Here is a 25,071-nt window from a genome sequence, read left to right on the forward strand (position 1 = left end):
TTAATCTAATTAACATAACAAGTATAACAATAACAATTAAATATGCAGACGTTTTTTACTTTAATTACCTAGAAGATGCGAAGTAGTAAACACTTTTATCTTTATATCGTACTTTATCACAAATAATATCTAGAAGAACATAAGGGAAATCTGTCCTCACTTTCCCTATCGAATCAAGCAGAGCTCGATATTTATGATGGATCATGCTTTTCAATAGCGCCACGGGTTAATGATAAGATAACGATATATCCTCACATCTGTGTGACAACTTATATCCTCCCAATAATATCGAAACACTAGATTACGGCTAGTCTGTCATGTAACGTAATGTGACACCAGTTTTTCTGCCGCTCTAACCTACGCCGCACATACCAAAAAAGTTATACATGAACATATCATAAATCGAAAAAGTCCTGACTGTATTAACTTTAATACATACATAAAAAGTACCTATACGCGAAACTTTCATGGTTGGTTTAGTAAAAACCCATGTTTGAACATTCATGTTAAATACTTTCTTTCAAACTGAAATTCTCGACAAAAAAAACGCCAACCCCATAATTGGAGTTGACGCTTTATAGTTAGAACGGCTTGACTTACATCATGCCGCCCATTCCACCCATACCGCCCATGTCAGGCATTCCGCCGACGCCTGCTGGTTCTGGCAGGTCTGCTACTACAGCTTCAGTAGTCAGGAACATAGCCGCTACAGATGCTGCGTTTTGCAGTGCAGAACGTGTTACTTTTGTTGGATCCACGATTCCTGCTTCTACCATGTTGACCCATGTGCCTTCTGCTGCGTTAAAGCCGACGCCGACTTCTTCGCGCTTCAGACGGTCTACTACGATAGAACCTTCAAGGCCCGCGTTTGTTGCGATTTGACGTACTGGCTCTTCGAGTGCACGAAGTACAATCTTGATGCCTGTTGCTACGTCGCCTTCAGTAGATTCCAATAATGTTTCTACTTGCTTGTATACATTAACCAGTGCCGTACCGCCACCGGATACGATTCCTTCTTCAACTGCTGCACGTGTAGAGTTCAATGCGTCTTCGATGCGAAGTTTGCGCTCTTTCAGTTCAGTTTCAGTTGCTGCTCCGACTTTGATCACTGCTACGCCGCCAGCCAATTTCGCCAAGCGCTCCTGCAATTTCTCTTTGTCGAATTCAGAAGTAGTCTCTTCCAACTGTGAACGGATCTGCCCAACGCGTGATTCGATTGCATTCGCATCGCCGCTTCCTTCTACAATTGTCGTGTGGTCTTTCGTTACTACGATTTTCGCAGCGCGTCCAAGTGATGTAAGGTCAGCAGATTTCAGATCAAGTCCAAGATCTTCTGTAATTACTTGGCCGCCAGTCAGAATTGCAATATCTTCGAGCATTGCTTTACGGCGATCGCCGAAGCCTGGCGCTTTTACTGCTACTGCATTGAATGTACCGCGAAGCTTGTTGACAACCAATGTAGCCAATGCTTCCCCTTCTACATCTTCAGCGATGATCAACAATGGTTTGCCTTGCTGAACAACTTGCTCAAGCACTGGAAGGATTTCCTGGATATTGTTGATTTTCTTATCAGTAATCAAGACATATGGATTTTCAAGTACTGCTTCCATTTTGTCTGTGTCAGTTGCCATGTAAGCAGATGCGTAGCCGCGGTCGAATTGCATACCTTCTACTACATCCAACTCTGTAACGAAGCCTTTAGATTCTTCAATTGTAATCACGCCATCGTTGCCTACGCGCTCCATAGCCTGTGAAATCAAATCGCCGACTTCTTCGTCTCCTGAAGAGATAGAAGCAACTTGTGCGATTTCCTGTCTGCTTTCGATTTCATCAGACACGCTTTGAAGACCTTCAACTGCAGAAATTACTGCTTGTTCGATTCCTTTACGGATGCCGACAGGGTTTGCGCCCGCAGTAACGTTTTTCAAGCCTTCACGGATCATCGCCTGTGCAAGGACTGTTGCAGTTGTTGTTCCGTCCCCTGCGATTTCGTTCGTCTTGGATGCTACTTCTGCTACAAGCTTCGCGCCCATGTTTTCAAATGCATCTTCCAATTCGATTTCTTTTGCGATTGTCACACCGTCATTTGTGATAAGCGGTGAGCCAAATTTACGCTCGAGTACGACGTTACGGCCTTTTGGTCCGAGTGTTACTTTTACAGCGTCAGCTAGTGTATCTACACCGCGCAGCATTGCGGTACGTGCTTCTTCGTTAAATTTAAGTTCTTTAGCCATTGTAAATGATTCCCTCCAGAATTTTCGTTTTGTATGATGGTCTTACATAACAATCAATTAACCGATAATTGCAAGGATGTCACTTTCGCGCAGAATCAAGTATTCTGTGCCTTCATATTTCACTTCTGTACCTGCATATTTAGAGAAAATAATGCGGTCATTCTCGGATACTTCGAGTTCAACACGCTGTCCGTTCTCAAGAACACGGCCTGTACCAACAGCAATTACTTTACCTTCTTGCGGCTTTTCTTTTGCAGAGTCTGGTAAGACAATGCCGCTTGACGTTTTTTCTTCTGCTTCGATTAATTCGATTACGATACGGTCACCTAGTGGTTTCAACAAATGAAACAACCTCCTCGAGATTATGGTAATAGTTATTTTTCTTAGCACTCACTTAAGTTGAGTGCTAACACAATTCTTATAATAAAGAATTCCACGTCTAATTGCAAGTAAAAACATTCGACATTTTCTTCTTTTGCCAAACCTCTTTTTTCGCGTTAAACTATTCAACATGTACGAAAGAAAGGTTGTGCACCGTGAAAAAATGGGTTGTTGCTCTGATGATCTTCATGACGTACGTGCTGCTGCAGATTGGCAGCATATTTCTTGCCCCTGAACTGATTGCTTATTTCACAGGCAAAGACTTGTCCAAAATAGATGCTGTGTCGCAAGGCTTCGCCTGGACGCTGTTCATCACCCAAGGTATTGCATCACTCCTCATCGCTGTGATGCTGTTGCGCAATAAGCGATTCATTCCCGTCTTTAAAGGAAAGCCATCAGGATTCGGAGGCATCCTTCTCTGGGGCGTGCTCGGTTTCTTCCTCGCTATGGCAGGACAGATTATAGGAGCCGCAGTCGAGTCAGCGTTCGGTGTGACGGCAGGCTCTGAGAATACGGAGATGCTGTCGAACATCGCAAAGACTGCGCCGATTATCATTTTCGCCATGGTACTGTTTGCACCGTTCCTTGAAGAAGTCGTGTTCCGCCGGATTATCTTCGGCGGCTTGTACACGAAGACGAACTTCTGGGTCGCCGCAATTGTCAGCGCCATCGTCTTCGCTGCTGTGCATAACGAGTTGCAGCATTTGCTGATGTACTTGATGCCCGGTCTGGCATTTGCGTTCGTCTACTATAAAACGAAGCGGCTGCTGACTCCGATGATTGCCCATTTCCTGATGAACAGCTTTGTCACTGCTGTGCAATGGAATGCGGATAAACTGCAACAATTACAAGATATGCAGCAGAGTATCGTATTATTCCTGCAATAAAAAAATCTCCTCGCTAATGAGGAGATTTTTTTATTGGTATGCAGAGGGTTAAATTTGGCTTGCGGTTCGGGGATGGGAGTTCCAGCAGGGGACGCTTTCCCGAGGGCGTGGCCCAAGCCGCTTCCTTCTCTTCGTTCAGTCCAGGGTCTTGGACTCACGCTGATCCTCCGGGAGTCGCCCCTGCTTCCACTCCCATCCCTACTTTTAATGTGTAGCGATATAGATCACTCACTGGCAGTAATGCCTAAATTATTGTTTTCTTTTAATTTATCTAAGTTCATAGTGCAAAAGTATAAAACTATTAGACAATATGTAATTACAAAGCATGTATAAGCACTGTCCATAATCTTATCTATTTTATATTCATCAAGTTTCAGAACTAAACAAAAGGATCAGCTGATTGCAAGTCCATAAGACACGCGTTCCCCTGTAACGTCGAACTGTGCCTCACCCGATTTCAATATCTTTACTGCGCCGCCATAACTTGTACCATTTTATCAATGTCAGGCTTCGCTGTTCCTTTGACGTTCTCTGTCAGGATGCTGAAAATCAGTTCTTCCCCGCTCTTAGTCTTCACATAGCCCGACAGTGAATCGGTGCCGTTCAGTGAACCGGTTTTCGCTTGCACGTTGCCTCTGACGATTGGATTCGTTAAGCGATTGCGAAGTGTTCCGCCAAGCATTCTGTCATTGACTCCTGCGATTGGCAATGAACGTTCAAACGCAGGGTACCATTCTTTATTCTGAGCTGCGTACAGCACTTGTGCGATTTTCTCTGAAGGGATTTTGTTTTTATGGGACATGCCCGATCCGTCTTCAAAATACATGCCTTTCGTGCTGATGCCGTCTTTTTCCAACGTTTCTCTGACTGCACGCAGGCCTGCATTCCAGCTTCCTTCATTATAGACTGCACGTCCCATCGATTTTGCCAGAATTTCCGCGTGGGAGTTGTTGCTGTATTTCATAAATGGCATCATTAAATAGTATAATGACATCGATTTTTTCGTTGCGAGCAGTTCTGCTGTCGCTGGTGTTTTCCCGCGCGTTACACGGGCGGTCTTCTGAAGTGTAACCCCTTCTTTCGCCAGTGCCCGCTTAAAAACATCCGCCGTATAAGCCGTCGGATTGGAAACAGTAATCCACTGCCGCTTACCGCCCGAGTTCAATGGGACATTTCCTGAAACGATGATCGTATTCGTGCCTTGCTGGCGTTTCATCGTCACGGTATTGCGCTGATTTTTTGGTACTGTCCGTGTGCGGTTGACAACTTTGACGATATCCGTGTGCGGTGTCAATGTGACGGCTGCCGCTTTGCCGTTTCGTGTCGGCTTTGCTTCTGCGATGACAGTCCCTGCATCGTAGTCTTTATTCGGCGATATGGTCAGTGCCGATATTTGTGCTGCGTAATAATACGTTTCGTCTGCTTTATGGATACCCGGTGATAAACGCTGTGTATCGAACCACGTATCGTCCGCCACAATATGTCCTGTCACAGAATGGATGCCTGATTCGCGCAGCTGTCGCGCCAGGCGCAGCAGATCAGATTCCAGCAATGTCGGATCTCCTGTGCCCCGCAAATACAGATGGCCGTTAAGGACACCATTTTTCACCGTACCATTCGTCAGCACATCCGTATCGAATGTATAATCCTTCCCGAGCACTTCAAGTGCCGCCGTGGCCGTCAATACTTTCATATTGGAAGCGGGCGTTACGCCTTGACTGCCCCGGTATTGATAGACAACGCGATTGGAGTCTGCTTCACGCACGATAATACTGCTTCTCGTTCCCCGCATCCGCTGCCCCGTAATGACTTGATTGATGCCAGCTTCTAATCCTTTATAAGACTGCTGAGCCGCAGCTGCCTGATCTGCTGCTGCCGGAGCAGTAACACTTGCCATAATCAATAATGCGCCCAGCAACCATTTGCTCCATCTGCCTGGAGTCTTTTTTCTGTTCACTTGAATTCTACTCCCCCTATATGTTCTATTCCTCATTAGTTTACCATAGGGACTATGGAAAAAGAACCCAGTCCCGTTCTATTGTAATGGAAGCACAAAAAATCCTCCTGCCTGCGCAAGAGGATTAGCATTTGTTTATTTATCGTCAAGCTGATTCATCACTTCGTCGATCTGCCGCTGCTGTTCTGCTTTTACTTCTTCCAATTGGCGCAGATGTTCAGCTTTCTCGAACTTCCGGTATCCAAGACGTGAGATGACAATACTGATCTCATACAGGATAAATAGCGGAACCGTGGTGAATAGATGCGATACGATGTCGGGAGGTGTAATGAATGCGGCGAGCACGAACAGGACGAAGTACGCGACTTTCCGTACTTTGACGAGCACTTTCGGCTGCAGCACACCCAGACGGGATAAGAATAAAATGACGATCGGTAACTGAAAGACGAAACCGAACGGCAATAACAGGGAAAACAAGAAAGAGAAATATTCATTAATGCCGATTGTCTGTTCAATGTTCAATTGACCTGACAAGTTGATCATGAATTTCATGACATACGGCAGCAAGATGAAATACGAAAAGCTGATTCCTGCCAAAAACAGAAGAAAAGCAAATGGTATATAGGACAGTGTGACTTTTCGTTCCAACTCACGGAGTCCCGGTGAAATAAACGCCCAGAACTGATACATGATCACCGGTGAAATAATAACGATTGCCAGGAATACGATGACTTTTAAATAAATCACAACGGGATCTATCACATTAAACGCATTCAAAGTGACTTGTTCAGCCGGTGTATCAAATTGAATAAAATTAATCAGCGGCTTCGCCAGAAAGAAACTGCCGATTGCACCGACAATAAAGAAAACGACGATTACCATCAGCCGTTTTCGAACTTCATCTATATGTTCAATGATCGTTAAGTCTTTATCTGCCATCAGAATAACACCCTAACTCAGCGCACTTCTTCTTTCTTGTCTTCCGCCTTTTTTACGTCATCATCGTCGTCTGTAAGGCCTTTTGTTGCGTTTTTAAACTCACGCAATGAAGAACCGAACGCTTTACCGATCTCCGGTAATTTCTTAGGACCAAATATAAGCAATGCGATTACAGCGATAATCAGCAAACTTCCGATGCCTGGAGCCATGTTGGCCACCTCCTCATAATATGTCCATTCTACACGAAAACCTATGATTTTACTATCACCGCGGTCACGTTATTTGTGAATCTTTTACGTCGTTTTTAATAAGGTAAATCAATGTCTGCAGCTCACCGGACAAGTCAATTGTCTGAATGCGGATCGTATCCGGCACCGCCAGCCGTTCAGGGGTGAAGTTCAAAATGCCTTTCACACCGGTTTTCGCCAGACGGTCTGTCAGATCCTGCGCCACACGTGACGGAACGGTCAAGATGACCATTTCAATGCCGAGTTCGCTAATTTTTTCTTCAATCCGGTCTGGCGGATAGATGGGAATATCATTCCTCTTCTCGCCTTCATGCGGCGCTTTCGGATCAAATGCCACGACAATTTTTGTATTGTGGATTTTCTGGAAGTTATACTTCAGAAAGGCGTTGCCAAGACTCCCGACCCCGATCAGCGCAACATTCGTTTCTTCGTCCTGATCCAGAGTTTCGCGAAAGAACTGCAATAAAGAGTCGACGTCATAGCCGTATCCTTTGCGCCCGAGTGCCCCGAAATGGGAGAAGTCTCTGCGGATTGTCGCCGCATCGATTTTCATTGCTTCACTTAATTCACCTGATGAAATACGTTGTACACCTGCATCTGCATAGTTTCGTAAAAATCTATAATATAAAGGCAACCGTTTTGACGTTGCCTGCGGAATTCTAGGTTTATCCACAGCTGTGCCCGACCTCCAGTGTCACTTCAATAACCAACCCCTAAACAAGGGTATAGCCGCTTTTATCGTACAGCAGAACGGGGCCATTGTAAAGCCGATTATTGCATGGCGTGCTTCATTCCATTAAACTGAGAAGGAATAGAGGTGTGAGGCTTGATTATTTTACAAGTGAATGGATTGACCAAGTCTTTTTCAGGCACGGATCTACTGGAGAATGTCCGTCTCGAAGTACAGCATCGGGACCGCGTCGCACTGGTTGGACGAAATGGTGCCGGAAAATCGACATTATTGAAAATTATAGCAGGTGAATTATCTGCAGATGAAGGCGATATCATCATTCCGAAAGATGTTCGCCTCGGATATTTGGAACAACACAGCGGACTTGATTCGGAATTGACGATTTGGGATGAAGTGATGACTGTCTTCGTGCCGCTGCGTGAAATGGAAAGCCGGCTGCGCTCACTGGAGCATCAGATGGCCGATCCCGCGGTATATGAAGACGCTAGCCGTTATGAACGCGTCATGACAGAGTACGATGAACTGCAGATCGCCTTCAAAGAAGCAGGGGGCTATCAGTTTGAAGCGGATGCACGCTCTGTGCTTCACGGCATGCGGTTTTACCCCGATGATTTCGAGAAGCCTGTGCATTTGCTGTCAGGCGGTCAGAAGACGCGTCTGGCGCTTGCACGAATGCTGCTTAGCAGGCCCGATCTGCTGATACTTGATGAGCCGACGAACCATTTGGACATCGAGACACTGAACTGGCTGGAGCGCTATCTGTCTGCCTATGAAGGTGCCATTCTTATCGTATCTCATGACCGGTACTTCCTTGATAAAGTGGTCAACACCGTATATGAAGTATCAAGGCGGAAAGTTACGAAGTACAGCGGAAACTACAGTGCTTATCTGGATGAGAAGGCGAAAAACTATGAGCGTGACCGGAAGTTGTTTGAGCAGGAGAAAGATGAGAAAGCTAAGCTGGAAGAGTTTATTCAGAAAAATATTGCGCGCGCTTCCACGTCAAAAATGGCGAAAAGCCGCCGCAAGCAGCTGGAGCGCAGAGACTGGATGGATTCCCCGGAAGGCGATGAAAAGTCAGCCAGCTTCTCCTTCACACTGGACCGGCCGAGCGGCAATGATGTACTGTCACTTGATGACGTAAAAATCGGCTATGGCTCGGAGCCCGTTTCAAAGCATATTAATCTGCGGATCTATAAAGGCGACCGCGTGGCATTTATCGGCCCCAATGGCGTCGGCAAATCAACATTGCTGAAAACGATTGTTAAACGCAATGAACTGATGGGCGGCGAAATCCGATACGGTACGAATGTGCAATTCGGCTACTATGATCAGAATCAGGCAACCTTGATCGGTTCTGGCACCGTTCTGCAGGAAATCTGGGATAACTGGCCACTGATGAATGAAAAAGATGTGCGCTCATTGCTCGGACGCTTCCTGTTCACAGGTGACGACATTGAAAAACTGGTCACTTCTTTATCAGGCGGAGAAAAAGCACGGCTTTCATTGGCGCAGCTGATGCTTGAGAAATCCAACACGCTCGTTCTGGACGAGCCGACGAACCATCTCGATCTCGACAGCAAGGAAATCCTTGAAAACGCACTCGACGATTTTCCTGGCACCATTCTGTTCGTATCTCATGACCGGTACTTCATCAACCGGCTGGCAACCAAAGTCATTGAAATGAGTGATGACGGGGCTGTGGAATACTTGGGAGACTACGACTACTATATTGAGAAAAAAACCGAGATGGAGGAAATCGCAGAAGCTGTGCAACTTGAACAGCAAACGAAACAACCCGCCGTCAAAAAGGAAATAGCCAATAAAGAACAACAGCGTCAGGAACGGCGTTTAACCCGGACTATAGCAGACATCGAAAAGAAGATGGAAGCTGCGGAACAAGAAATCGAAACTTTGCAGGCCAGGCTGCTCGATCCTGAGCTGGCGAACGATCACGTCGAACTGATGGACATCCAGCGTCAAATCGACGAACTGCAAGCGATTCACGATGAACAATCTGAAGAATGGCTGGTACTGCAGGACGAGCTGGAAAATTTATAAGGAACAAGCGGACTTTCTAAGGAAGGTCCGCTTTTACCTGTTGATAAAACTTGTCCCGATAAAGTCCAGTACATTTGAAAACGCCCCATTGCTCCAATTTTTCACTCTGCATGGCCGTTTTTCCGACAACAACCGACAAAACTCTCAATTTCTTCGCGATTATTCGTCATTTTCACTATTTCATTATAAACCTATCAGCCAAAAACCACTTTTATTCTCCACAATCTTTTCCACAGATAAAATCGCGATTTAAACACATATGAACATAGTTATGAACATTATCCACAGTTATTAGATAAACAATCCACAAAGTTATCCAAAATGTATGCGGTTACGTCTTGCACATTACAGAACTTACCCACAAACTGTCCACAAATTGTGCATAAGTACGAATGTTCCCTATTGACAAATGAATATTCGTTTCACAAAAAAACACACAATTTGCTGAAAGTTAGCAAACTGTGTGTATCTGCTTAGATTGGCCGGAAACCCGGGTCGAATCGGGGCGGCCGTTTTAGCTTTTCTTTAATTGTCCAGCTAAAATCGGCCAGATGCTCGGGTCGTAAGGCAAAGCGGCTGTGCGGCAAAGTGCGCCGCTTCGCCTCTTTGCCTTACGCCTGCCGCATCTGGGCGGCCGATTTAGCATTTCTTTAATTGTCCAGCTAAATCGGCCAGATGCTCGGGTCGTAAGGCAAAGCGGCTGTGCGGCAAAGTGCGCCGCTTCGCCGCTTTGTCTTACGCCTGCCGCATCTGGGCGGCCGATTTAGCATTTCTTTGTTAATTCCATGAAGTTAACGGCATGCCGGGCCGTCCGTTCATTCGGGAATCGCTTCGCACACCGCTTTTCCACATTTCATAGCCAGCTGCGGCAATCATTGCCGCGTTGTCTGTGCACAATGAAATAGGAGGAACGTAAAATGGAATTCCTTCCTTTTCAAGCGCGGAGGTCAATGATTTTCTCAACCCTTGATTTGCAGCGACGCCTCCCGCTGCAATCACTTGTTTTACCTCATATTCTTTTGCTGCCTTCACTGTCTTGACGGTCAATACGTCCACAACACTTTGCTGGAATCCGGCCGCGACGTGACCGTGATTGATCTGCCCGCCTTTTTGCTCGATGTTGTGTTTATAATTGATGACAGCCGATTTTAATCCGCTGAAACTGAAGTCATACGAATCTGCTTCCAGCCAGGCACGAGGGAAGTCAACACTTTCCTCACTCTCCAATGCGAGACGATCCACTTGAGGACCCCCGGGATACGGCAGACCAAGCACACGGGCTACTTTATCATACGCTTCTCCCGCTGCATCATCGCGCGTCTCACCAATCAATTCAAATGAGCCGTGCGATTTCATCACAACAAGTTCCGTGTGGCCGCCGGAGACGATTAGCGCAAGCAATGGGAATTCCATTTCGTGAATCAGCTGATTGGCATAAACATGTCCTGCGATATGGTGCACACCGATCAACGGCAACTGATTCGCAAATGCAAAAGCCTTCGCTGCATTGATGCCGATCAGCAATGCTCCCACTAAGCCGGGGCCTTCCGTCACAGTCACCGCTTCCAGATCGCTTGGCGTAAGCCTCGCTTCACGCAAAGCTTCTTCGATGACAAGCGTAATCTGTTCAACGTGCAGACGGGAAGCGATTTCCGGTACAACACCGCCAAATTGCTTCTGCTGCTGAATCTGTGAAGACACAATAGAAGAGATAATCTCCGTGCCGTTTTTCACAATTGACGCTGCAGTTTCATCACAGCTCGTTTCAATTCCTAAAATATAATGATCTTTCCTCATGAGAACTCCACCCACATGACGAGACCATCTTCATGGTCGTCGGTATAATAGTTTTTTCTGATGCCGCCTTCCTGGAAACCGAGCTTCCGATACAACGATCGGGCCGGTTCATTGCTGACACGCACTTCAAGTGTCATTGTCTTCACTTCGTTTAAACGGCAAAGCTCCATCGCCTGACGCATTAAATCTTCACCATATCCCTTACCGCGATGCGCAGACAGTACAGCTACATTCGTAATATGGCACTCATCCAGAACGATCCACATGCCGCAATGTCCGACTACTTCCCCGTCGAGCTCTGCTACAATGTAATGAGCATAGGCATTGCCGGTCAACTCATGCTCAAAGATTTCTTCTGTCCAAGGCGTTGCAAACGATTCACGCTCAATAGCCGCAACCGCAGGAATGTCCTCCTGCGTCATTTTTCGAAATTGCACCTCATGACTCATGGGAAGACTCCTTCTTTGCCAAATTGGCTTCCGCCTCGGTTATCCGTTTATACTGCGGCGTAAACGTATGCACCGTCTCCGCCTCTTCTGTCTGCTGAGCCAATAAAATAGCAGAAGAAGCGCGCGGCACATTCATTGCGAATGAAACAAACTGCGCCTGTTCGCCAAGATGCTCACAGATCATGGCTTTATGAATCTTTACGTCTTCACCGACAAATAGGACCGGTTCATTATAGTCGCGCAGCTGACCAAGCAAGTCTGCTAATGCACAATGCTGGTCTTCCAGTACATTTGCCAGATCAGAACCTTCCGCACGATAAACACCGGCATAGACATTAGATCTTCTCGCATCAATTAACGAGCAGATCAGGCCCGTGTAAAGCTGTCCGTTCATTGCAAGAGCTTTAAGGCTTGAAACACCGTACAGCGGTTTTTTAAGAGTCCATGCAAGTGTCTTCGCAATCGTTACGCCTATACGCACGCCAGTATACGAGCCAGGTCCTTCTGAAACGGCAATCGCGTCAATATCTGAAGGCGTAATATCCGCTTTCCGGCACGCCTCTTCCACAGCGGGCATCGCACGCAGCGAGTGATTGACCTTCATCATGCTCGATTCTTCAATCAATAACACATCATCTTTGACAATAGCTACTGACAATGGGGAATTTGCTGTATCAATACCTAACCATATCATGTAAAAATCTCCTCACAAATGCGTGTAAATCGTTCGCCTTTTGGAATGCATTCAACTTGGCGGGAATCAGGTCCTGTATGATGAATCACTAATTCCAGACGCTGATCAGGCAGTTCATCTTGAATGAATTGTGCCCATTCCACCACAGAAATCGCATCTCCGTAAAACAGCTCGTCCCACCCTAAGTCTTCTTCGCTATTGGCTAACCGATACACATCCAGATGATTGAAAGGGTAATCCCCTTCGTACTGCTTCACAATTGTAAACGTAGGACTGCTGACTGTCCGCGTAACCCCAATCGCTTTCGCAAGGGCTTTTGTGAATGTTGTCTTACCGGCTCCAAGATCGCCTTCAAGTGTCAGCATGTCGGGTGGCCTCAGCCGGCGGCCAATCTCGGCGGCCAGCATTTCCATCTCTTCTACAGACTCAATTTCTTTCTTCCACACAGCCAACGCACCTTTCTCTTCCTATCATAGTACTAGTGTACAGAAAAACTGTTCAAAACAAAAGCCAAGAAGACGGCCCTGCCTGATTACAATAAAAAAACGATTGCACCGGTAAAGGTGAAATCGTTTGGAATGTTAAAATATGGCGGTCCCGACGGGAATCGAACCCGCGATCTCCTGCGTGACAGGCAGGCATGTTAACCGCTACACCACGGGACCTTAAAAAGAGCAAAAAAAATTAAAGCCTAGCAACGTCCTACTCTCACAGGGGGAAACCCCCAACTACCATCGGCGCTGAAGAGCTTAACTTCCGTGTTCGGTATGGGAACGGGTGTGACCTCTTCGCCATCGTTACTAGACTTCTTGAGTAAAGCTTGTTCACTCAAAACTGAATAAAAGACATTGGGTATTTCAAGTAACTTCTTTTTATAATAGGTTAAGTCCTCGATCGATTAGTATCTGTCAGCTCCATACGTCGCCGTACTTCCACCCCAGACCTATCCACCTCATCATCTTTGAGGGATCTTACTTACTTGCGTAATGGGAAATCTCATCTTGAAGGGGGCTTCATGCTTAGATGCTTTCAGCATTTATCCCGTCCATACATAGCTACCCAGCGATGCCTTTGGCAAGACAACTGGTACACCAGCGGTATGTCCATCCCGGTCCTCTCGTACTAAGGACAGCTCTCCTCAAATTTCCTGCGCCCGCGACGGATAGGGACCGAACTGTCTCACGACGTTCTGAACCCAGCTCGCGTGCCGCTTTAATGGGCGAACAGCCCAACCCTTGGGACCGACTACAGCCCCAGGATGCGACGAGCCGACATCGAGGTGCCAAACCTCCCCGTCGATGTGGACTCTTGGGGGAGATAAGCCTGTTATCCCCGGGGTAGCTTTTATCCGTTGAGCGATGGCCCTTCCATGCGGAACCACCGGATCACTAAGTCCGTCTTTCGACCCTGCTCGACTTGTAGGTCTCGCAGTCAAGCTCCCTTATGCCTTTGCACTCTGCGAATGATGTCCAACCATTCTGAGGGAACCTTTGAGCGCCTCCGTTACTCTTTAGGAGGCGACCGCCCCAGTCAAACTGCCCACCTGACACTGTCTCCTGCCCGGATCACGGGCAAGGGTTAGAAGTCCAATACAGCCAGGGTAGTATCCCACCAATGCCTCCTCCGAAGCTGGCGCTCCGGAATCCAAGGCTCCTACCTATCCTGTACAGGCTGCACCGGAATTCAATATCAGGCTACAGTAAAGCTCCACGGGGTCTTTCCGTCCTGTCGCGGGTAATGCGCATCTTCACGCATATTATAATTTCACCGAGTCTCTCGTTGAGACAGTGCCCAGATCGTTACGCCTTTCGTGCGGGTCGGAACTTACCCGACAAGGAATTTCGCTACCTTAGGACCGTTATAGTTACGGCCGCCGTTTACTGGGGCTTCAATTCAGAGCTTCGCTTGCGCTAACCCCTCCTCTTAACCTTCCAGCACCGGGCAGGCGTCAGCCCCTATACGTCATCTTACGATTTTGCAGAGACCTGTGTTTTTGCTAAACAGTCGCCTGGGCCTATTCACTGCGGCTCTCTCGGGCTATTCACCCTACCAGAGCACCCCTTCTCCCGAAGTTACGGGGTCATTTTGCCGAGTTCCTTAACGAGAGTTCTCTCGATCACCTTAGGATTCTCTCCTCGCCTACCTGTGTCGGTTTGCGGTACAGGCACCTCCCGCCTCGCTAGAGGCTTTTCTTGGCAGTGTGAAATCAGGGACTCCGGAGATAAATCTCCTTGCCATCACAGCCTAGTGTTATATGAGAACGGGATTTGCCTCGTTCTCCACCTCACTGCTTAGACACACAACCAACTGTGTGCTCACCCTATCCTACTGCGTCCCCCCATTACTCAAACGGCGGGGAGGTGGTACAGGAATATCAACCTGTTGTCCATCGTCTACGCCTATCGGCCTCGACTTAGGTCCTGACTAACCCTGAGCGGACGAGCCTTCCTCAGGAAACCTTGGGCATTCGGTGGAAGGGATTCTCACCCTTCTTTCGCTACTCATACCGGCATTCTCACTTCCAAGCGCTCCACCAGTCCTTCCGGTCCAGCTTCAACGCCCTTGGAACGCTCTCCTACCATTGACCATACGGTCAATCCACAGCTTCGGTGATCTGTTTAGCCCCGGTACATTTTCGGCGCAGCGCCACTCGACCAGTGAGCTATTACGCACTCTTTAAATGATGGCTGCTTCTAAGCCAACATCCTGGTTGTCTGGGCAACGCCACATCCTTTTCCACTTAACAGATACTTGGGGACCTTAGCTGGTGGTCTGGGCTGTTTCCCTCTCGACAATGGATCTTATCACCCACTGTCTGACTCCCAAACATAAATCATCGGCATTCGGAGTTTGTCTGAATTCGGTAACCCGGGATGGGCCCCTCGTCCAAACAGTGCTCTACCTCCGAGATTCTTTCGTTTGAGGCTAGCCCTAAAGCTATTTCGGAGAGAACCAGCTATCTCCAGGTTCGATTGGAATTTCACCGCTACCCACACCTCATCCCCGCATTTTTCAACATACGTGGGTTCGGGCCTCCAGTCAGTGTTACCTGACCTTCACCCTGGACATGGGTAGATCACCTGGTTTCGGGTCTACGACCCCATACTCATTCGCCCTATTCAGACTCGCTTTCGCTGCGGCTCCGCTTTCTCAGCTTAACCTTGCATGGAATCGTAACTCGCCGGTTCATTCTACAAAAGGCACGCCATCACCCATTAACGGGCTCTGACAATTTGTAAGCGCACGGTTTCAGGTTCTATTTCACTCCCCTTCCGGGGTGCTTTTCACCTTTCCCTCACGGTACTGGTTCACTATCGGTCACTAGGGAGTATTTAGCCTTGGGAGATGGTCCTCCCGGATTCCGACGGAATTTCACGTGTTCCGCCGTACTCAGGATCCACTCTGGAGGGAATGCACTTTCGACTACGGGGCTTTTACCCGCTGCGGCGGACCTTTCCAGGTCGCTTCGTCTAATGCATTCCTTTGTAACTCCGTATAGAGTGTCCTACAACCCCAAGAAGCAAGCTTCTTGGTTTGGGCTCTTCCCGTTTCGCTCGCCGCTACTAAGGGAATCGATGTTTCTTTCTCTTCCTCCGGGTACTTAGATGTTTCAGTTCTCCGGGTGTGCCACGAGTATGCTATGTATTCACATACACGTACTGTCCCATTACGGACAGTGGGTTTCCCCATTCGGAAATCTTCGGATCAAAGCTTACTTACAGCTCCCCGAAGCATATCGGTGTTAGTGCCGTCCTTCATCGGCTCCTAGTGCCAAGGCATCCGCCGTGCGCCCTTTCTAACTTAACCTATAAAAGGTCCAACGTCATCCTAGCGATAGGAATCAGAAGGTTAAAAAGATTGCTTGAACTGCATATGACTATGCAATTCGGTTGATTACTTGATTACTTTCAATGTCGTTTTATCCAGTTTTCAATGAACAAGAAAAAAGCTTTGAACACTCAAAAAATGAGCCTTCAAAACTGAACGCAAAACGTTAACGTGATGAATCGGAGATTCATCTTCCGAATGTTTCCGTCATATTTCAGACAAGAGAACATAATCCTTAGAAAGGAGGTGATCCAGCCGCACCTTCCGATACGGCTACCTTGTTACGACTTCACCCCAATCATCTGTCCCACCTTCGGCGGCTGGCTCCCGTAAGGGTTACCCCACCGACTTCGGGTGTTACAAACTCTCGTGGTGTGACGGGCGGTGTGTACAAGACCCGGGAACGTATTCACCGTGGCATGCTGATCCACGATTACTAGCGATTCCGGCTTCATGCAGGCGAGTTGCAGCCTGCAATCCGAACTGGGAACGATTTTGTGGGATTGGCTCCCCCTCGCGGGTTTGCAGCCCTCTGTATCGTCCATTGTAGCACGTGTGTAGCCCAGGTCATAAGGGGCATGATGATTTGACGTCATCCCCACCTTCCTCCGGTTTGTCACCGGCAGTCACCTTAGAGTGCCCAACTGAATGATGGCAACTAAGATTAAGGGTTGCGCTCGTTGCGGGACTTAACCCAACATCTCACGACACGAGCTGACGACAACCATGCACCACCTGTCACCACTGTCCCCGAAGGGAAAGGCATGTCTCCATGCCGGTCAGTGGGATGTCAAGACCTGGTAAGGTTCTTCGCGTTGCTTCGAATTAAACCACATGCTCCACCGCTTGTGCGGGTCCCCGTCAATTCCTTTGAGTTTCAGCCTTGCGGCCGTACTCCCCAGGCGGAGTGCTTAATGCGTTAGCTGCAGCACTAAGGGGCGGAAACCCCCTAACACTTAGCACTCATCGTTTACGGCGTGGACTACCAGGGTATCTAATCCTGTTTGCTCCCCACGCTTTCGCGCCTCAGCGTCAGTTACAGACCAGAAAGCCGCCTTCGCCACTGGTGTTCCTCCACATCTCTACGCATTTCACCGCTACACGTGGAATTCCGCTTTCCTCTTCTGTACTCAAGTCCTCCAGTTTCCAATGACCCTCCACGGTTGAGCCGTGGGCTTTCACATCAGACTTAAAGGACCGCCTGCGCGCGCTTTACGCCCAATAATTCCGGACAACGCTTGCCACCTACGTATTACCGCGGCTGCTGGCACGTAGTTAGCCGTGGCTTTCTGGTAAGGTACCGTCAAGGTACAGGCAGTTACTCCTGTACTTGTTCTTCCCTTACAACAGAGCTTTACGATCCGAAAACCTTCTTCACTCACGCGGCATTGCTCCATCAGACTTTCGTCCATTGTGGAAGATTCCCTACTGCTGCCTCCCGTAGGAGTCTGGGCCGTGTCTCAGTCCCAGTGTGGCCGATCACCCTCTCAGGTCGGCTACGCATCGTTGCCTTGGTAGGCCGTTACCCCACCAACTAGCTAATGCGCCGCGGGCCCATCCTTCAGTGACAGCGAGACGCCGTCTTTCAACATTTCTTCATGCGAAGAAATGGATTATTCGGTATTAGCCCCGGTTTCCCGGAGTTATCCCCATCTGAAGGGCAGGTTGCCCACGTGTTACTCACCCGTCCGCCGCTAACTGTTAGAAGCAAGCTTCCAACAGTTCGCTCGACTTGCATGTATTAGGCATGCCGCCAGCGTTCGTCCTGAGCCAGGATCAAACTCTCCATAAGACCGGCCGCCAATTCGCAGCGGATTGCGTCGTCAGTTTCACTCGCTCAGTCGGTCACGTACGTTAGTACGCTCCCTTCTTCGCTCGATCACTTCCTAGCACTCCGCTACGACTCGACACCCGATAGAATGAAAATTCGATTAGCTCGAGTTTCATTTGCTGGCATCAATTAAGATACTCATTTTGTTTATGTCATCGCTAGATGCACAAACTGTATTTCGTTAACGTTTTGCTGTTCAGTTTTCAAGGTTCATATGGTTCAAATAATATGGAGCGGGTGAAGGGAATCGAACCCTCATCATCAGCTTGGAAGGCTGAGGTTTTACCACTAAACTACACCCGCATATAAATTGTAATGAAAAGAATGTTTGGTGCGGTAAAGAGGACTTGAACCTCCACGGGGTTAACCCCCACTAGGCCCTCAACCTAGCGCGTCTGCCATTCCGCCACTACCGCTTTATTTTAGCGACAATCTCTATTATACACCTTCAAGTTAAGAAGTCAAGTATTTTTTTAAAAACTTTTTAAAGTGAATGGTGAGCCGTACAGGATTCGAACCTGTGACCCTCTGATTAAAAGTCAGATGCTCTACCAACTGAGCTAACGGCTCGTTATAATAATACAAAGAACATTACGTTCCAAAAACCTTTAACTTTTTAATCGTGTATACACACAATTAAAATGGCTGGGGTAGCTGGATTCGAACCAACGAGTGACGGAGTCAAAGTCCGTTGCCTTACCGCTTGGCTATACCCCACTGATGATCTGCTGCCAGACCTTAAGGCATATGTTCTTTTATAAAAAGTGACCCCTACGGGATTCGAACCCGTGTTACCGCCGTGAAAGGGCGGTGTCTTAACCGCTTGACCAAGGGGCCGTATTAGTATTGCCGTTTCAGTCAGCGAACGTTTTGTCTCGCTTGTCTTAGTCGACTTTTACTATTATAGACAGGGTCTGCCCTTTCGTCAACCTTTTTAAGCAATCTTTTTTAAATTACTTTTCCCAACGCCCGAAAACGTTGATATAACGGCCTTCATACACAATTCTTTTTTATCGGAAAGACTGATTCTCTTCTGCTTTTCTCCAAATAGTAAAAGGCATCCGGTTCAGATGACCGAATGCCTTCTTACGTTATTCGACCTTCATAATCTTTCCGGCGCACTTACCACAGCGGTATTTCGTGCAATCCATTCTTCTTCGTCTTGGGTAATCTAACCCGCAGGCTGTACAGCGGTACAAGTGCAGCAGTGCTCTTTTTGCAGGGCGCTTTACAAGCGGCTTGCAATGACGCGGCGAATTTGTTTGTTTTAGAAGCTGTTTGAAATCCTGATCACCGTGCTTATACCCCTTGCCTTCTAAATGAAGATGATAATGACAGAGTTCGTGTTTAATAATTCCGATCAGCTCTTCCTCATCATGGAGTTCAATGACGAGCGGGTTAATCTCTATAAAGTGATCGGCCAGCTTATAGCGGCCGCCAGTTGTCCGCAGTCTGCTATTAAAAACTGCCTGATGAAGAAATGGTTTATGGAAAACATCAATTGAAATACGTTCAACTAGTTGCTGTAGTTGTTCTTCTGACATGCTGATTCTCTCCTTTATTTCTTAAGAGGAAGCATGGACAATGCAATACGTCCTTTTTGACGGTCGACAGAGTCTATCCATACCGTAACAATATCACCCGATGCAACGACGTCCAGCGGATGTTTGACATATCCCTTCTTCATTTTGGAGATATGAACCAGTCCGTCTTCGGAAACACCAATGTCAACAAACGCGCCGAAATCCACCACATTACGGACCGTTCCCTGCAGCTCCATCCCTTCGTGCACATCTTTAATATCCAGAACGTCTGCTTTTAATAAAGGCTGAGGATAATCATCACGCGGGTCGCGATTCGGACGCCGCAGCGTCTCTATGATGTCCCGAAGCGTAATTTCCCCTACATCCAGCTGTTCAGCGAGTTTTGGAACATCTACCTGTCCCAGTGCAGCTGCTGCCTCTTCTGTGCCAAGCTGCGTTTTATCCAAGTTCAGTTCTTTTAATACTGCTTCTGCCACTTTGTAGCTTTCCGGGTGAATACCCGTTGAATCAAAACGTTCTGCCGATTCCGGTATACGCAGAAAACCGATTGCCTGTTCATAGGTTTTGGCGCCAAGCCGCGGGACTTTCTTTAAATCCGTACGCTTTGTAAACTTGCCTGCCTCTTCTCTCGCTTTGACAATATTCTCCGCCACAGTTTTTGATAAACCTGAGACGTACTGCAAAAGAGAGGATGAGGCAGTGTTGACGTTGACCCCTACTCTGTTCACTGCCGTTTCCACAACAAATGAAAGGGAATCCGTCAAATTCTTTTTCGCAACATCATGCTGGTATTGCCCGACGCCAATAGAACCTGGATCAATTTTTACGAGTTCCGACAACGGATCCTGCAGACGGCGCGCAATAGATACTGCACTTCGCTGTTCGACCTGCAGGTCTGGAAATTCTTCTCTTGCCTTCGCAGATGCAGAATAAACACTGGCTCCTGCTTCATTGACGATTACATAAGAAACCGGCTTGTCCGCTTCTTTAATTAAATCAACGATGAATTTCTCTGTTTCGCGCGATGCGGTGCCGTTGCCGATGGCGATGATGGATATCGGGTATTTCTTCAATAAATCCATAATGACCTTTTTCGATGCTTCTTTTTGAGGTTTTGGCGGGTGCGGATAGATGACGGAGATATCGTGAAGTTTTCCTGTTTCATCTACCACCGCCAATTTGCATCCTGTTCTGAATGCGGGGTCCACGCCGAGCACGGTTCTCCCTTTTAACGGCGGCTGTAATAATAGGCTGCGCAGGTTTTCTGAAAACACATGGATGGCTTGTGTTTCAGCAGTTTCTGTCAGCGCAGTCCGCACTTCCCTTTCAATAGAAGGAGCGATTAACCGTTTGAATGAATCTTCCAATGCCTCTTTTATATATGGTGCTGAAGAGGATGGGTTGCGTTTGAGGTACATGCGCTCAAGATCGCCGACAATTCGTTCAGCCGGAAAACTTACACTGACACGCAATACGTCTTCTTTCTCTCCGCGATTAATGGCCAGCACCCGGTGAGGAACGATTTTATTCAGCGGCTCTTCGTATTCATAATAATTTTCAAAGACTTTCCGCTCGTCTTCTGCACCTTTTTTCAGCCCGGCCGCTAGTTTGCCTGACGCCCATGTGGTTTTTCTGATTTTTTCTCTCATCGCTGCGTCTTCTGATACCCTTTCCGCAATAATGAACTTTGCGCCTTCCAACGCGTCTTCTGCAGTATGGATTTCTTTTTCAGGATTGATATACGATTGTGCTGCAGTTTCAATATTTTCAGATGACTGCTGCATCAGTTGATCCGCCAAAGGCTCCAGGCCATTTTCGATAGCGATCATTGCTTTTGTGCGGCGTTTTTGTTTATAAGGGCGATATAAGTCTTCGATTCGCTGCAATACCGTCGCACGTTCAATTTCTGCTTTTAACGCATCATCCAGCTTTCCTTGTTCTTCTATTAAACGAAGGACTTCCTCTTTACGCTGCTCAAGGGATTTCACATAATGATAAGCGTCTTCAATGTCTTTTATCTGGACTTCATCGAGTGAACCTGTTGCTTCTTTACGGTAACGTGCAATAAAAGGTACTGTGTTGCCTTCTTCTAACAGTGCGATGACACTTGCCGTTTGGCGTTTATCAATTCCTGCACGGCTTGCAGTTGCTTCCATAAGATCTCTTGACAATTCAACCACCCTTTCTTCTTTCCATATAATAGCATGTATTGAAACTAGTTTCCTGCAGCAGCCATTTATTTTCAGGCACAAAAAAACCGCTTCAAATTAATGAAGCAGGTTGGCAGCGATGAATGTTGCATCATCCTGATCTCCGATAGTATCTTCAATCTTCTTGTACAGCTGATACGGAGTGGAGTTTTCCTGTAAATACTTTTTAGGGCTGCGTAAATTCACACCATCTGAATGAAGGAAGAACCGGTCGTTACGATTATACGGGTACCGCTGCGCACGGGGTGTTTGCGGCCGTCCCGATAAATAGCCCATGACAGGCAGCGGATAAATCATTTGACCGTTTGATTGCAAAATATAGAGGCGGATATTGCCGACACAGCTATACTCCAACGTTTTCTGTGCAAAGTATACTTTTACAATCCCCACTGCCGCACCGCGCTTGCGAAGCATTTGTTTATTGCAGCGAAGCAATAAATCATCAGGCGATTCATGGTGGTAGGCTGCCAGGACTTTCGGAATCACTTCAGCAGATTCTTTAGCCTCGGTACCGCTTCCCAGTCCGTCTGCAATTGCGCAAATGAAATAATCTTCTTCTGAATGAATGTAGTACGCATCTCCAGAATCTCTATTACCTTTTTTAGACTGTTGATATATATATGCCTCTACATAGTCATTCTCGAAAGTTTCCACTAATTCGCACCACCACTCGTAAGAATTGCTTCCTGTAGTTTTTTAATCGCTTTTCGCTGCAGCCGGGATACATGCATTTGTGAGATATCCAGCAATTCACCAGCTTCTTTCTGACTCATCTGATCGATATATGTATACTGGATGATCTGTCGTTCCCGCTCGCTCAAAACGTTCAGTGCTTCCAATACAAGCATGCGCTGGTCTGTTTTCTCAAAACCATCATCGGTTTCCCCTATAATATCGAGCAGTGTAATCGTTCCGCCTTCTGAGTCTGCATCCAATGTATGATCGATAGAGAGTGCCTGATAGCTTCTGCCCATCTCCATTGCTTCGAGCACTAATTCTTCGTCAGTGCCGAGATACTCTGCAATTTCATACACCATCGGCGAACGCTGGAATTCTATTGTCAGCGCTTCAACCGCCGCTTTAATTTTTGGTCCAAGTTCCTTGATTCGGCGGGGCACATGAACGGCCCACGTCTTATCCCGAAGAAAACGTTTAATTTCTCCAATAATTGTAGGGACAGCAAACGCTTCAAAGTTCCGGCCCTGTTCCGGGTCATAGCGGCGGATTGCACCTAACAGGCCGAGCATCCCGGCCTGCACGATATCCTCATGATGGGATTGGCCCCGTGAATATTTGCGCGCAATGGAATGAACCAGTCGTTCATAATGAAGGACCAGCTGCGTTTGTGCATGTTCGTCATTATTCTCCTGATAATCATGTATCCATTGAATGACTTGTGCTTTTGTTTCATTATCACGAGAAGACTGTTGATTTGACATGGTCCTCCCCCCGCTCTCTGCCCAAATACTTGGTCATGAAAACAATGACACCCTCTCCCTGGTCAACTTTTACTTCATCCATTAAAGTTTCCATTAAGTAAAGCCCTAACCCGCCTTCTCGCAGGGGAGAGTCTTCATTCCAGTCTTGGTAGGGACCGACCTTCTTCTTAGTTTCTTCGAAATTAAAGCTTTGGCCGTGATCTGTTACGACGATTTCAAGGCGATCTTCGTAAATTGCACAGCCTAAAATCACTTCACCTTTTTTTTCATCAGCGTATGCGTGCTGCACCGCATTCGTCACAGCTTCACTCGCCGCAATCTTCAAATCTTCAATTTCATCGTATGTAAAACCTACACGGCTGGCAAGACCTGAGATCGCTAATCGGGCCACGCCAACGTATTGGGCTTTAGCTGGTACTTTAATCTCGATGTAATCAAACGCCTGCATTATCTTCGCCACCTTTTGATTGTTCTATCTCCATAATATCGCTGAGGCCTGTAATCTCGAACAAACGGTAAAGGCGCTGATTCAATCCTTTAATCACTAAACTTCCATTATTCGCTTTCACTTCTTTGTAAAAACCTACGAATACACCTAAACCAGTACTATCCATATAGTTTACTTCAGACAGATCCAGTTCAACTTCCATTCCTGCAGCCTGTTCTAAATTTGCCAGATGCTCTTTTAGCTTTGGCGCTGTATATATATCAATTTCTCCGATAATCTTGAAATTATGAACTAAATCTTTATCTACTTGCTCTACTTGTAAATTCATTTCGCCACCCCGATCGGTTTCTCTATTTTTAAGTGTCCACAGCTGCCTTGCCCGCTGTGCACTCCTTGTTTTATACCCACTTCCAAAATTATTAAACCTTTATTTTGTTTTTTTCAAAATAACCAGTGTGAAGTCATCATGCAGCTGGTAGTTTTGCATTTTGGAAAGTTCATTAAATAAATAGTCGACCATCGCCTGTGCACTTTCCGAGCGCACATCGCGAAGCAATTTCTCAATGACGTCCAATTCAATAAAGCCTTTTTCGGTTCTTGTTTCGGTCACGCCGTCTGTCATAATCGCAATAAAATCGCCATTATTCAGATGGACTGTCCGCTCTTCATACTCTGCTTCTTCCTGAACACCCAGCAATAACCCTTTGCTTTCAAGCAAGCTGAATTCATCCGCTGCTGCGCGATAAAAAATTGCCGGTTCGTGGCCAGCTGAAGAGTAGCGGAATATTTCATTATCTGTATCGTACTTTCCATAGAACATGGAAATGAACATCGAATCGGCAACGCTTTTTTCTACCATCTTATTGATGATGTGCAGAACTTCAGAAGGACTTCTTTTTTCGTATCGCATACTGTCCATGCCGAACTTCACCATGGACATATGCATCGCTGCCGAAATTCCTTTGCCGATAATATCCGCAACCGCGAGGCACACCTCATGTGTTGTATCATTCAGGAAATAGACGTAATCGCCGTTCATTTGCTTCGCCGGTCTGGAAACCCAGCCGATTTCCAGCCCCTCCACTACAGGAGCGGCTGTTTGTAATAACGTGTTTTGCACACGAACTGCAATGTCCATCTCTGTTTGAATGGCTTCCTGCTTGCGGATTAAACTTTGATGTTCTTTTAGTGCCAGTCCATAATGAATCATCATTTCAATTAAGAAATCGAAAGACACGCCTACATCTGCCGGCAAATCGTCGATCAGCTGTTCAATAGATGTCTTATGAATACTGATGACATCTTCCGGCGCAATATTCTTTTCAATAAAGCTTCGGCTGAATTGCTGACCCAAATAAAGGTCTTCTTCACCCTGGGAGCGCAGATAATTCTCCAGCATTTGTTTATACTGCTTACCGGCTTCCTGTGGCAAT

19 protein-coding genes, 6 tRNA genes and 3 rRNA genes are annotated in these 25,071 nt (G+C 47.0%); 2 read left to right on the forward strand and 26 right to left on the reverse strand.

Annotated features, from left to right (window positions below; all coding sequences use genetic code 11):
- Positions 1-596 precede the first annotated feature (596 nt).
- Positions 597-2,234 (reverse strand): chaperonin GroEL, encoded by a 1,638-nt coding sequence (groL, locus tag SporoP33_RS07005; RefSeq protein ID WP_081243060.1) that lies wholly within the window; start codon positions 2,232-2,234, stop codon positions 597-599.
- Between the two features lie 57 nt (positions 2,235-2,291).
- Complete coding sequence (gene groES / locus SporoP33_RS07010; RefSeq protein ID WP_081243061.1) at positions 2,292-2,576, reverse strand: co-chaperone GroES; 285 nt, start codon at positions 2,574-2,576, stop codon at positions 2,292-2,294.
- A 194-nt stretch (positions 2,577-2,770) separates the two neighbouring features.
- On the opposite strand from groES, the gene SporoP33_RS07015 reads away from it, so the two are divergent.
- Entirely contained in the window at positions 2,771-3,502 is a 732-nt protein-coding gene (locus SporoP33_RS07015) for a CPBP family intramembrane glutamic endopeptidase (RefSeq protein ID WP_231293316.1), read from the forward strand.
- Positions 3,503-3,968: 466 nt separating this feature from the next.
- Here SporoP33_RS07015 and dacB read toward each other — a convergent pair whose 3' ends face one another.
- The 4 genes from dacB to SporoP33_RS07040 form a co-directional block, all read right to left on the reverse strand.
- On the reverse strand, positions 3,969-5,459 hold the full coding sequence (dacB, locus tag SporoP33_RS07025) for a D-alanyl-D-alanine carboxypeptidase/D-alanyl-D-alanine endopeptidase (protein WP_081243063.1): 1,491 nt from the start codon (positions 5,457-5,459) through the stop codon (positions 3,969-3,971).
- Positions 5,460-5,594: 135 nt separating this feature from the next.
- A complete protein-coding gene (gene tatC, locus SporoP33_RS07030; protein ID WP_081243064.1) occupies positions 5,595-6,398 on the reverse strand; it encodes a twin-arginine translocase subunit TatC in 804 nt (267 codons plus the stop codon).
- 17 nt (positions 6,399-6,415) lie between these two features.
- Positions 6,416-6,607 carry a twin-arginine translocase TatA/TatE family subunit gene (locus SporoP33_RS07035; protein ID WP_081243065.1) on the reverse strand — a complete coding sequence of 64 codons (192 nt, stop codon included), beginning with the start codon at positions 6,605-6,607 and terminating at the stop codon, positions 6,416-6,418.
- Between the two features lie 64 nt (positions 6,608-6,671).
- Positions 6,672-7,319 (reverse strand): redox-sensing transcriptional repressor Rex, encoded by a 648-nt coding sequence (locus tag SporoP33_RS07040; RefSeq protein ID WP_081243066.1) that lies wholly within the window; start codon positions 7,317-7,319, stop codon positions 6,672-6,674.
- Between the two features lie 153 nt (positions 7,320-7,472).
- Between SporoP33_RS07040 and SporoP33_RS07045 the strand changes: the two genes are divergently transcribed.
- Positions 7,473-9,398: an ABC-F family ATP-binding cassette domain-containing protein gene (locus SporoP33_RS07045; protein ID WP_081243067.1), complete on the forward strand. Its 1,926-nt coding sequence runs from the start codon at positions 7,473-7,475 to the stop codon at positions 9,396-9,398.
- Positions 9,399-10,175: 777 nt separating this feature from the next.
- On the opposite strand, the gene tsaD is transcribed toward SporoP33_RS07045, so the two are convergent.
- The 20 genes from tsaD to SporoP33_RS07145 all read right to left on the reverse strand — a co-directional run bounded on the left by tsaD (position 10,176) and on the right by SporoP33_RS07145 (position 25,070).
- The gene (gene tsaD, locus SporoP33_RS07050; RefSeq protein ID WP_081243068.1) at positions 10,176-11,195 is read right to left on the reverse strand and encodes a tRNA (adenosine(37)-N6)-threonylcarbamoyltransferase complex transferase subunit TsaD; all 1,020 of its coding nucleotides are present in this window, start codon (positions 11,193-11,195) and stop codon (positions 10,176-10,178) included.
- Positions 11,192-11,644: a ribosomal protein S18-alanine N-acetyltransferase gene (rimI, locus tag SporoP33_RS07055; RefSeq protein WP_081243069.1), complete on the reverse strand. Its 453-nt coding sequence runs from the start codon at positions 11,642-11,644 to the stop codon at positions 11,192-11,194. The genes tsaD and rimI overlap by 4 nt, the downstream gene beginning before the upstream one ends.
- The gene (gene tsaB, locus SporoP33_RS07060) at positions 11,634-12,338 is read right to left on the reverse strand and encodes a tRNA (adenosine(37)-N6)-threonylcarbamoyltransferase complex dimerization subunit type 1 TsaB (RefSeq protein WP_081243070.1); all 705 of its coding nucleotides are present in this window, start codon (positions 12,336-12,338) and stop codon (positions 11,634-11,636) included. Before tsaB ends, rimI begins: the two co-directional genes overlap by 11 nt.
- On the reverse strand, positions 12,335-12,784 hold the full coding sequence (gene tsaE / locus SporoP33_RS07065; RefSeq protein WP_255363033.1) for a tRNA (adenosine(37)-N6)-threonylcarbamoyltransferase complex ATPase subunit type 1 TsaE: 450 nt from the start codon (positions 12,782-12,784) through the stop codon (positions 12,335-12,337). Before tsaE ends, tsaB begins: the two co-directional genes overlap by 4 nt.
- Positions 12,785-12,927: 143 nt before the next feature.
- Positions 12,928-13,003 (reverse strand) — tRNA-Asp (locus tag SporoP33_RS07070).
- Between the two features lie 24 nt (positions 13,004-13,027).
- Positions 13,028-13,143 (reverse strand): 5S ribosomal RNA (rrf, locus tag SporoP33_RS07075).
- A gap of 73 nt (positions 13,144-13,216) precedes the next feature.
- Positions 13,217-16,145 (reverse strand): 23S ribosomal RNA (locus SporoP33_RS07080).
- A gap of 260 nt (positions 16,146-16,405) precedes the next feature.
- Positions 16,406-17,958: ribosomal RNA gene (locus tag SporoP33_RS07085) — 16S ribosomal RNA — on the reverse strand.
- The 16S, 23S and 5S rRNA genes sit together here with 6 tRNA genes alongside, the layout of an rRNA operon.
- A 268-nt stretch (positions 17,959-18,226) precedes the next feature.
- Positions 18,227-18,300 (reverse strand) — tRNA-Gly (locus SporoP33_RS07090).
- Positions 18,301-18,326: 26 nt separating this feature from the next.
- A tRNA-Leu gene (locus tag SporoP33_RS07095) sits at positions 18,327-18,413 on the reverse strand.
- A 78-nt stretch (positions 18,414-18,491) separates the two neighbouring features.
- Positions 18,492-18,567, reverse strand: a tRNA-Lys gene (locus SporoP33_RS07100).
- A 72-nt stretch (positions 18,568-18,639) separates the two neighbouring features.
- Positions 18,640-18,714: transfer RNA gene (locus SporoP33_RS07105), tRNA-Gln, on the reverse strand.
- A gap of 48 nt (positions 18,715-18,762) precedes the next feature.
- Positions 18,763-18,834, reverse strand: a tRNA-Glu gene (locus tag SporoP33_RS07110).
- A gap of 254 nt (positions 18,835-19,088) precedes the next feature.
- Positions 19,089-19,541, reverse strand: a complete 453-nt coding sequence (locus SporoP33_RS07115; protein ID WP_081243071.1) for a SprT family protein — start codon at positions 19,539-19,541, stop codon at positions 19,089-19,091.
- 14 nt (positions 19,542-19,555) lie between these two features.
- Positions 19,556-21,697 carry a Tex family protein gene (locus SporoP33_RS07120; RefSeq protein ID WP_081243072.1) on the reverse strand — a complete coding sequence of 714 codons (2,142 nt, stop codon included), beginning with the start codon at positions 21,695-21,697 and terminating at the stop codon, positions 19,556-19,558.
- A gap of 111 nt (positions 21,698-21,808) precedes the next feature.
- Positions 21,809-22,405 (reverse strand): PP2C family serine/threonine-protein phosphatase, encoded by a 597-nt coding sequence (locus SporoP33_RS07125; protein ID WP_081243073.1) that lies wholly within the window; start codon positions 22,403-22,405, stop codon positions 21,809-21,811.
- On the reverse strand, positions 22,405-23,190 hold the full coding sequence (sigB, locus tag SporoP33_RS07130) for an RNA polymerase sigma factor SigB (RefSeq protein WP_081243074.1): 786 nt from the start codon (positions 23,188-23,190) through the stop codon (positions 22,405-22,407). Before sigB ends, SporoP33_RS07125 begins: the two co-directional genes overlap by 1 nt.
- A complete protein-coding gene (gene rsbW, locus SporoP33_RS07135; protein WP_081243075.1) occupies positions 23,165-23,638 on the reverse strand; it encodes an anti-sigma B factor RsbW in 474 nt (157 codons plus the stop codon). Before rsbW ends, sigB begins: the two co-directional genes overlap by 26 nt.
- A complete protein-coding gene (locus tag SporoP33_RS07140) occupies positions 23,625-23,966 on the reverse strand; it encodes an STAS domain-containing protein (protein ID WP_081243076.1) in 342 nt (113 codons plus the stop codon). The genes rsbW and SporoP33_RS07140 overlap by 14 nt, the downstream gene beginning before the upstream one ends.
- 99 nt (positions 23,967-24,065) lie before the next feature.
- On the reverse strand, positions 24,066-25,070 hold the full coding sequence (locus tag SporoP33_RS07145; RefSeq protein ID WP_196796886.1) for a PP2C family protein-serine/threonine phosphatase: 1,005 nt from the start codon (positions 25,068-25,070) through the stop codon (positions 24,066-24,068).
- Position 25,071 lies beyond the last annotated feature (1 nt).

Source organism: Sporosarcina sp. P33, from assembly GCF_002077155.1.
In the GTDB taxonomy this organism is placed as follows: domain Bacteria; phylum Bacillota; class Bacilli; order Bacillales_A; family Planococcaceae; genus Sporosarcina.

Excerpts from the sequence above, each read along its gene's own strand:
- rsbW (WP_081243075.1), bottom strand. The coding sequence starts at position 23,638 with ATGCAGGCGTTTGATTACATCGAGATTAAAGTACCAGCTAAAGCCCAA.
- sigB (WP_081243074.1), bottom strand. The coding sequence starts at position 23,190 with ATGTCAAATCAACAGTCTTCTCGTGATAATGAAACAAAAGCACAAGTC.
- groL (WP_081243060.1), bottom strand. The coding sequence starts at position 2,234 with ATGGCTAAAGAACTTAAATTTAACGAAGAAGCACGTACCGCAATGCTG.
- tatC (WP_081243064.1), bottom strand. The coding sequence starts at position 6,398 with ATGGCAGATAAAGACTTAACGATCATTGAACATATAGATGAAGTTCGA.
- SporoP33_RS07140 (WP_081243076.1), bottom strand. The coding sequence starts at position 23,966 with ATGAATTTACAAGTAGAGCAAGTAGATAAAGATTTAGTTCATAATTTC.
- SporoP33_RS07120 (WP_081243072.1), bottom strand. The coding sequence starts at position 21,697 with ATGGAAGCAACTGCAAGCCGTGCAGGAATTGATAAACGCCAAACGGCA.
- SporoP33_RS07035 (WP_081243065.1), bottom strand. The coding sequence starts at position 6,607 with ATGGCTCCAGGCATCGGAAGTTTGCTGATTATCGCTGTAATCGCATTG.
- rimI (WP_081243069.1), bottom strand. The coding sequence starts at position 11,644 with ATGAGTCATGAGGTGCAATTTCGAAAAATGACGCAGGAGGACATTCCT.
- SporoP33_RS07115 (WP_081243071.1), bottom strand. The coding sequence starts at position 19,541 with ATGTCAGAAGAACAACTACAGCAACTAGTTGAACGTATTTCAATTGAT.
- tsaB (WP_081243070.1), bottom strand. The coding sequence starts at position 12,338 with ATGATATGGTTAGGTATTGATACAGCAAATTCCCCATTGTCAGTAGCT.
- tsaD (WP_081243068.1), bottom strand. The coding sequence starts at position 11,195 with ATGAGGAAAGATCATTATATTTTAGGAATTGAAACGAGCTGTGATGAA.